We start from the raw sequence: 8,969 nt of genomic DNA on the forward strand, positions 1-8,969 counted from the left end.
CTTCTGCTGCTGGTTGTTCTCTGTAACCGACAAGTCAGCACGTGCAGAGAAAGAGCGTAAAGCCTTTGATGCACAGTTTGTCCGTTCAATGACAGGGATCGGTGCTTCAGGTGCATCTGACCACTAATAGCCGCAAGTTAAAACAAGCCCTCATTGACTGAGGGCTTTTTTATGGACATTGAAAAAATCAGGTACGCTGGCGCAGTCCGGAATTTGAACCCTTAAAACCTAAGTTTCTTGGTGATGATTAACCGTACCTTATTTACCCTGATGCGTGATGCCGGTAACAATACTTTTCTGATCGAAACACATCGCCTGCAACAAGAACGTTTCAAAATGATCGTTTCTTTTTTAGATGCAGTATGATGCACTCAACAAAAATGAAAAACATAACAAGATTCAGGAAAGCCCTATGCAAAGCTTAAAACAATTCTGGCGTACTTTTCGTTTGTTGCCCTCTGCGTGGTTATTGCTGGTTCAACTGGCTTTATTAATCCTGTATATGTTGACTTACGGAGATAATGAATATCGGGCCCTGACCTGGTCACTGGGCGTGCTGGCCCTGTTAATTATTGCCAAGGTCATCCGGCAGACTCCGGTCTTTACCTTCTGGGGGCTGGTTATTGTGCTGGGTGCCTTTGTGTTTTCAATCATGCTTTTTATTGGCTATAGCACAGCAACCGTCCAGATCATGGCCTATACTTTTGAAGCAATGGCCTATTTCTATGCCGCTTATGGTTTATTGCGCTATATGTTTGCCGACCGTTATCTGACCAAAGACGAACTGTTCGCTGCGGGTGCAGTATTTACTCTGATCGCCTGGGCCTTTGCCTTTTTATACAGTATTTGTCAGCTGCTTTTGCCAAACAGCTTTCAAAACCCCAATCAGCCGCAAGCGCTGCAAAGCTGGCTGGATTTGCTGTTCCTGAGTTTTAGCCTGCAATCGGCGACCGGTTTATCCGACCTGATGCCGCTCAGTCCGGCAGCCCGGGTACTGGCGATGTTACAGATGTTTGGCGGTGTGATGTATCTGGCCGTGGTGGTCTCGCGTCTGATTGCACTGCAATATATTGCCCATTTACCCAAAAATCAGTAATTCGTGGTGGTATGGGGAGGGGTTGTGGTTTCCTGTTGTAGCCATTCGATGAATTTCAGCATAATCGGGTTATGCGGTTGTTCGGCATAGACAAAATAATAACAACGTGAACCACTGAGTTTGTGTGATGACACGATCATCAATTCTCCTCGATTCAGCTCTTTTTCAATCAGCATTTGTGGAATCAGGGCCACACCAAGATGGTGAGTTGCCGCCACGGCCAGCATGGAAAACAGCTCATGGCGTTGGCCTTCCATCGCATAGGGCGCGTTATAGGCTAGGCTGTCGAACCATTCTTTCCAGATCGCCGGGCGGGTGGTCTGTTGCAATAACGGCAGTTGTGACAGTTGTGCTGCGCACAAATCCAGTGCCGAGGGCGGCTTATCTTGAACCAGATCCGGAAAGAACTTTTGAATCAGTGCGGGTGAGCAAACGGCAACAACGTCTTCCTGCATCAAAAAATGTGCGGTCGTTCCGGGCCAGTTTTCTACCTGAGCGGGAGTGCCTGCATAGATGGCCGCATCAAAAATCTGCTCACTGAACAGAAAGGGCTTGGTACTGGTTTCCAGATGAATGGTAATTTCGGGATATTTTTCATTAAAACGATGCAGGCGTGGCAGCAGCCAGCGTGTTGCAAAGGTGGGGACTACGCCCAGTTTGAGCGTGCCACCCAGACCTTGATGCGACATCAGGTCGAGGGTGCTGTGTTCCAGTCCCAATAAATGGGTCTTGATATTTTTCAGGTACTGTTCGCCCGCAACGGTCAGTTCAACGCCATGTCGCACCCGATGAAACAGTGGCAGATTCAGAAATTCTTCCAGTTGCTGAATCTGCCGGGAAACGGCACTTTGGGTCATGCTCAGTTCCTGTGCTGCATGGGTATAGGTTTTATGTTTGGCAGCGGCTTCAAAACAGATCAATGATTGCAGGGAGGGAATCATACGTCGCATAACCGCATCCTTGTGTTGTGCACGAAAACGAACCATAAGGTTCGGATCAGTTCAGTGTTATAGATTATTCTCAGCTTTATTTTTACCAGAAGCATGCCACGGGTTTCAATTGAGCTATGCATAAAACGCATGGCTGTATGAAAAAACATCGTTTGCCTGAGGGCACAATCTGGCCTAGCATCAAGTGCATAACATAGATCAAAATTAATCAACAGGAAGATCACAAGTCATGGCAAATCAAGGAAAGCGTGTCTCTTTTAACTGGCAAGATCCCTTTTTACTCGAACAGCAACTCAGCTCGGAAGAACGCATGATTCGGGATAGCGCTCAGGCCTATTGTCAAGACAAACTCATGCCACGCGTACTGGAACAATTCCGTCATGAAAAAACCGATCCAAGTATTTTCCGGGAAATGGGTGAGCTGGGACTGCTGGGGCCGACCATTTCGGCGCAGTATGGTGGTGCGGGGCTAAACTATGTCAGTTATGGTCTGATCGCACGCGAGATTGAACGCGTAGATTCGGGTTATCGTTCGATGGCCAGTGTACAAAGTTCACTGGTGATGGTACCGATTGCCGAATTTGGTACTGAAGCACAAAAACAGAAATACCTGCCTAAACTGGCAACCGGTGAATACATTGGCTGTTTCGGCCTGACCGAGCCGGATCATGGCTCTGATCCGGGCAGTATGCTGTGTCGTGCCAAAAAGGTTGCCGGCGGTTATCGCCTGAGTGGCAATAAAATGTGGATTACCAACAGTCCGATTGCAGATGTGTTTGTGGTGTGGGCCAAAGAAGTCTCGGAAACTGGCAATGTTGGAGAGATTCGCGGTTTTATTCTGGAAAAAGGCTGGGAAGGGCTGTCTGCACCTGCGATTCATGGCAAGGTCGGGCTGCGAGCATCGATTACTGGTGAAATCGTGATGGATCAGGTCTTTGTGCCGGAAGAAAATGCTTTTCCTGAAGTGCGCGGCCTAAAAGGACCCTTTACCTGCCTGAACAGTGCCCGTTATGGCATTGCCTGGGGCGCCATGGGGGCGGCGGAGTTCTGCTGGCATACCGCACATCAATACACCATGGACCGCAAACAGTTTGGCCGACCGCTGGCTGCCAATCAGCTGATCCAGAAAAAGCTGGCGGATATGCAAACCGAAATTGCCTTGGGGTTACAGGCGGCTTTACGCTTTGGGCAGATGAAAGATGCCGGCATTGCTTCAGTAGAAGGCACATCACTGATCAAACGCAATAACTGCGGTAAGGCACTGGAAATTGCCCGATTAGCGCGTGACATGATGGGTGGCAATGGCATCAGTGATGAGTTTGGTGTGGCCCGTCATCTGGTCAATCTGGAAGTGGTGAATACCTATGAAGGCACCCATGATGTACATGCCTTGATTCTGGGGCGTGCGCAAACTGGCATCGCGGCATTTTCTAACTAAAAATTCTTGACTTGTTGATCACCCAGATACGCTTACGGGCGTGTCTTCGGGCAAATTCATGCCTAAAAAATTGATTTATACCCATTAAAATCGTCAAGGATTCATCAAGCACATTTCCGGTGGAAAAATGACACTTTGCCAAAAACAATAAATAGCACTGTCGCAAAGGATTCATCACTTGAATGGTTGATGAAAGACCAGACCCATTTGAGAAAATGAGGTGTCAAATGAACAATGATGTTCAAACGGTAGCAAGCTCAGCGATGAGCAAATGGCCTTCTAATCTGGGAACCTATGCGCGGATTAAGCCACACACATGGAAATTTGCCTTGCTGTTTGCCTACTTCGCCATGGTGGTAGATGGCATCGATATCATGCTGCTGTCATACAGTCTCACCAGTTTAAGGGCAGAATTTGGATTATCAACCTTTCAGGCGGGTGCGCTGGGGAGTGCCTCTCTCGCCGGGATGGGAATTGGCGGTATTCTGGGTGGCTGGGCCTGTGATAAATATGGGCGGGTCAGAACCATTGCCCATTCTGTGACTTTCTTTTCAATTGCCACCTGTCTATTGGGTTTTACCCAAAGCTTTGAACAGTTTATGTCGTTACGTTTTATCGGAGCTTTAGGGATTGGCGCCCTTTATATGGCCTGCAATACCTTAATGGCGGAGTATGTTCCGACCTCGTATCGCACCACAGTACTGGGCACCTTGCAAACCGGACAAACGGTTGGCTATATCGTGGCAACCTTACTGGCAGGTGCCATCATTCCGGAACATGGCTGGCGTATTTTATTCTTCATTACCGTGATTCCAGCAGCGATCAATATCGTCTTGCAGCGCTTTGTGCCTGAGCCTAAATCCTGGCAGCTGACGAAAATGAAGAGTTTGACTCCGCAAACGCAGCAAGTTATTGCGACGCAACCGCAACCGCAACCGCAACCGAAAAGCCAAAGTATTTATCAACAGATTTTTGCCAATTTCAAACATCGCAAAATGTTCCTGCTCTGGATGACGACAGCTTTCTTTTTACAGTTCGGTTATTACGGCATTAACAACTGGATGCCAAGTTATCTGGAAACCGAAGTGAATATGAACTTCAAGTCGCTGACCAGTTATATGGTGGGTTCGTATACGGCAATGATTCTAGGCAAGATTCTGGCGGGTTATCTGGCAGATAAATTTAACCGCCGTGCCATTTTCGTGTTTGGAACGCTGGCCAGCGCAATCTTTCTGCCGATCATTATCTTCTTTAATACCCCTGACAATATTCTGTATTTACTCATTACCTTTGGATTCCTTTATGGGATTCCATATGGGGTCAATGCCACCTATATGGCGGAATCTTTTTCAACGGATGTTCGCGGTACTGCCATTGGCGGTGCCTATAACATTGGTCGGGTTGGGGCGGCGATTGCACCGGCCACCATCGGTTTTTTAGCCTCTGGCGGAACATTCGCCATGGCCTTTATTGTCATGGGTGCCGCTTATTTTATTGCGGGTGTGTTACCGGGACTATTTATACGGGATCGCCAATACGATCCACAACAATCATCATAAAGGAGGAGAGAGCATGGGCGCATTAACCGGTTTACGTGTCCTGGATCTGAGCAGGGTGCTGGCAGGGCCGTGGTGCAGTCAGATTCTGGCCGATCTGGGGGCGGAAGTAATTAAAATTGAGCGTCCTGTCACCGGTGATGACACCCGGATGTGGGGCCCGCCGTGGATGAAGGATAATGCAGGACAGCCCACGCGCGAGTCCGGCTATTATCAGTCTGCTAACCGCAATAAATACTCGGTTGCGATTGATATTGCATCAGAAGCAGGACAGGCCTTGCTCAGGGAAATGGTCAGGGACAGTGACGTACTGATTGAAAATTATAAAGTCGGATCACTATCCAAATATGGTCTGGACTATACCAGCCTGAGTGAGATCAATCCGGGGCTGGTTTATTGCTCGATTACCGGTTTTGGGCAAACCGGACCACGTGCGTCTGAGCCGGGTTATGATTTTATCATTCAGGGCATGGCCGGATTGATGAGTATTACCGGGGAGAAGGATGATCTGCCGGGTGGTGGCCCACAAAAGGTAGGGGTTGCAGTCGCCGATTTACAGACCGGGCTATATGCCACCATTGCAATTCAGGCCGCACTCTGGTCACGCCAGACTACCGGAAAAGGACAGCATATTGATGTGTCTCTGCTGGATGTTCAGGTCGCCGGGCTAGCCAATCATGGCATGAATTATCTGATCACCGGTCAGGCTCCGCAACGCTGGGGCAATGCCCACGCTAATATTGTGCCTTATCAAACCTTTAAGGCAAAAGATAAGGAGTTTATTATTGCCTGTGGCAATGATGCCCAGTTTAAAGCCTTGTGTCAGGCCATTGGCCGGGCTGAATGGGCAGAGCAGCCCGAGTTTAGATTCAATCGGGACCGGATTGCGCATCGGGGTGAATTGACCACATTAATGGAACAGCATTTTCTCACGCAATCTGCCCAATACTGGGTAGAACGGATTCATGCGGTCAAAGTGCCTGTTGGCATGATCAATACGGTGGCGGAAGCCTTGCAGGAACCGCAAGTACAAGCAAGGGAAATGGTGGTGTCACTTCCGCATCCGCAATATCGCCAGTTTAAAATGATTGCCTCGCCATTAAAGCTGTCGGCAACGCCTGTGCAATATCGTCTCGCCCCTCCACGCTTAGGAGAGCATACCCGGCAGGTTTTAGCGCAATACTGTTCCACAGAGCGCCTGGCGGAGTTATCCGGGCAAGGTGTGATTGGGCAGTGATGAACACATCCCGAGGTTGTCCGGATGGCGGATGAGCTTGGGTTTATTTTTTAAAAACAATGGATTGTATTTTTATTTTATATTCTGTTACAGCATTACAACTGCGTAATTTGTGACATTTTTTATACTAGAGCCTGAGCTTTACCTGACATGAGCTCGCTTTTATTCACACGGTGAATGTCTATTTTTGGCTGTCGTGGCCTGTCATTATCATTAAAATAACGTGAGGGAATTATGCCTTCCAAGCCATCTTCGCAGTTTGCGAATGTGAATCCAAACGTGTTTTTAAGCACGGTTATCATTATTGCGATTTTTCTCGCAATCGTCATTATCGCACCCAGTTCCTTTGAACTTTTGACCCAGCAGTTAAAACAGTGGATTACCGATTCATTTAGCTGGTTTTATGTGTTATCCGTCGCGGTCTTTTTGATTCTACTGATTTATATTGCCTGTTCCGCCAGCGGTAAAATCAAATTAGGCCCTGATCACAGCCAGCCTGAATACAGTAATGGCTCATGGTTTGCCATGCTGTTTACGGCCGGTATGGGGATTGGTCTGATGTTCTTTGGCGTGGCAGAACCGGTCATGCATTATGTCAGTCCGCCGAGTGGTGATCCTGAAAGTGTAGAGTCGGCACAGCAAGCCTTACGTATTACCTTCTTCCACTGGGGGCTGCATGCCTGGGCGATTTATGCCGTTGTGGGGCTGGCGCTTGCTTACTTTGCCTATCGCCATAATCTCCCTTTAAAGACCCGTTCAGCCCTGTATCCGATTATAGGCAAGAAAATTTATGGGCCTTTAGGCGATGGTATCGATACATTTGCCACCATTGGTACGGTTTTTGGGGTCGCTACCTCTTTAGGTTTTGGGGTAACCCAGATCAACTCCGGTCTCCATTATCTCTTTGGCATTGAACAAAGTAGCCAGATTCAGGTGGGGCTGATTATCTTTGTCAGTATCCTGGCGTCATTGTCCGTATTTTTAGGATTAGATAAAGGGGTAAAACGCCTTTCTGAGCTGAACCTGATCCTGGCACTGGTATTGCTGGCCTTTATCTTTATTGCCGGACCGAGTATCTATTTGCTTCAAACCACAATCCAGAATGCAGGCTCCTATTTCTCCAATCTGTTCAGCATGACGTTTAATCTGTATGCCTACCAGCCCAATGGCTGGATTGGCGGTTGGACGATCATGTACTGGGCGTGGTGGATTTCATGGTCACCATTTGTCGGGATGTTTATTGCACGTGTATCCCGTGGACGTACCATCCGTGAATTTATCGTCGGTGTGTTACTGATTCCGACCGGCTTTACCATTGTCTGGATGGGCTTTTTAGGCAATGCTGCCTTATTCAGTATCATGCAAGAACATAATGTGACCTTGCTGCAGGCTGTACAAAATGATTCATCTGTCGCGCTGTTTGAATTCCTGAATCACTTGCCGCTGGCTGGGGTCATGAGTTTGCTGGCAACCGTACTGGTCATGCTGTTCTTCGTGACTTCAGCTGATTCCGGTGCTTTGGTAACAGATTATCTGACGGCCAAAACCGAAAACTCGCCAACCTGGCAAAGACTATTCTGGACGGTACTGATGGCTGTACTGGCGATTATCCTGCTTCTGGTGGGTGGTCTGGCGGCTTTGCAGGCCTCCATCATTATGAGTGCCTTGCCATTTACCTTTGTGATGTTACTGATGAGTTGGGGGCTGTTAAAAGCCCTGAAGATCGATGTAACAAAAATGCAAGCCATTCAGGAAGCACGTACTACACCTAGGGCAATCAATAATCCAAGAAGCTGGCAGCAGCGTCTGGGATTAATCATGCATTATCCGCATACTGAAGCCGAGGTCAGACACTATATTGATACCCAGGTGAGAAAGGCATTCGAGAGTATCCAGAAAGAGTTTAAACGCCGTCATCTTGAAGTCGATATTCAAAATACTGAACAAGGCTTGCAACTGCGTGTCGATCACCATCATGAGATCAACTTCATCTATACGGTGTATGCCCATGAGACTGTTCCACCAAGTTTTATGCTGGGACAGGGAGATGCTGACGAAGCCCAGTATTTCCAGGCCGAAGTATTTTTGAGGGAAGGTGGTCAAAACTACGATGTCATGGACTGGACCCAGGAGGATCTGATTCAGGATATTATTGACCAGTATGAACGTCATCTTTACTTCCTGAATGTGGTACGAGGCACAACGTCTTAACCACAATTGTGTACCGCAATAATTAAAATAACGGTTTTGAGTACTTCAAAACCGTTATTTTGTTTTTGGAGATATTTTTTTCAATATAATTTTTAGTTGGAACCCTGTTTATTGATAAAAAAAGTGTGTCTGTGAGAAAGAAATGATCAAAATTAAAAAGAGTTTCGCTGATAATTAAAACAAATATAGATGAAAATTTATAAATAACAGTGGTTTATGTGGCTTAATTTTCGGAGAAATTAATTTTTAAGATAATCGATAAATTTTAAATTATATAAATCAGTAGATTAGATAAGTTAAAGTTTAAAAATAAAACAACCGGATAATTTAATTTTTAAAAGTGCTTGCGTCTGGTCTGAAATGCTGTAGAATGCACATCCATCGGCGGTGATGCAGATAAAAACTTGTTGAGAAACAAGGATTTGGCTAAAATGGTTAGATTTTTGAGTGGTTGATAAGTTTGAATAAATATCTAGATTAC

General features: G+C 46.9%; 7 protein-coding genes and 2 pseudogenes. 7 read left to right on the forward strand and 2 right to left on the reverse strand.

The features are described from left to right. From OC23_RS19490 to OC23_RS12185, 3 genes and pseudogenes are all read left to right on the forward strand, one after another. Nucleotides 1–127: hypothetical protein (locus OC23_RS19490; protein WP_227505553.1), on the forward strand; the 127-nt coding region annotated here is incomplete at its 5' end. A 113-nt stretch (nucleotides 128–240) separates the two neighbouring features. After that, nucleotides 241–366, forward strand: a pseudogene (locus OC23_RS18850) (TetR/AcrR family transcriptional regulator); the annotation flags it as partial. Nucleotides 367–412: 46 nt separating this feature from the next. Then, nucleotides 413–1,096: an ion channel gene (locus OC23_RS12185; protein WP_038345129.1), complete on the forward strand. Its 684-nt coding sequence runs from the start codon at nucleotides 413–415 to the stop codon at nucleotides 1,094–1,096. Here OC23_RS12185 and OC23_RS12190 read toward each other — a convergent pair. Continuing rightward, nucleotides 1,090–2,046, reverse strand: a complete 957-nt coding sequence (locus tag OC23_RS12190; protein ID WP_038345123.1) for a LysR substrate-binding domain-containing protein — start codon at nucleotides 2,044–2,046, stop codon at nucleotides 1,090–1,092. The genes OC23_RS12185 and OC23_RS12190 overlap by 7 nt on opposite strands. Before the next feature lie 229 nt (nucleotides 2,047–2,275). On the opposite strand from OC23_RS12190, the gene OC23_RS12195 reads away from it, so the two are divergent. The 4 genes from OC23_RS12195 to OC23_RS12210 all read left to right on the forward strand — a co-directional run bounded on the left by OC23_RS12195 (nucleotide 2,276) and on the right by OC23_RS12210 (nucleotide 8,488). Beyond that, entirely contained in the window at nucleotides 2,276–3,484 is a 1,209-nt protein-coding gene (locus OC23_RS12195) for an acyl-CoA dehydrogenase (protein WP_038345124.1), read from the forward strand. A gap of 227 nt (nucleotides 3,485–3,711) precedes the next feature. Continuing rightward, a complete protein-coding gene (locus OC23_RS12200; RefSeq protein ID WP_038345126.1) occupies nucleotides 3,712–5,043 on the forward strand; it encodes an MFS transporter in 1,332 nt (443 codons plus the stop codon). A 13-nt stretch (nucleotides 5,044–5,056) separates the two neighbouring features. Then, nucleotides 5,057–6,277 carry a CaiB/BaiF CoA transferase family protein gene (locus tag OC23_RS12205; RefSeq protein WP_038345127.1) on the forward strand — a complete coding sequence of 407 codons (1,221 nt, stop codon included), beginning with the start codon at nucleotides 5,057–5,059 and terminating at the stop codon, nucleotides 6,275–6,277. Between the two features lie 234 nt (nucleotides 6,278–6,511). Next, nucleotides 6,512–8,488, forward strand: a complete 1,977-nt coding sequence (locus OC23_RS12210) for a BCCT family transporter (protein WP_038345128.1) — start codon at nucleotides 6,512–6,514, stop codon at nucleotides 8,486–8,488. Nucleotides 8,489–8,784: 296 nt separating this feature from the next. Here OC23_RS12210 and OC23_RS19495 read toward each other — a convergent pair. Next, nucleotides 8,785–8,969 (reverse strand): annotated as a pseudogene (locus OC23_RS19495) (hypothetical protein); the annotation flags it as partial.

Source organism: Acinetobacter sp. A47 (assembly GCF_000805455.1).
Lineage (GTDB): Bacteria > Pseudomonadota > Gammaproteobacteria > Pseudomonadales > Moraxellaceae > Acinetobacter.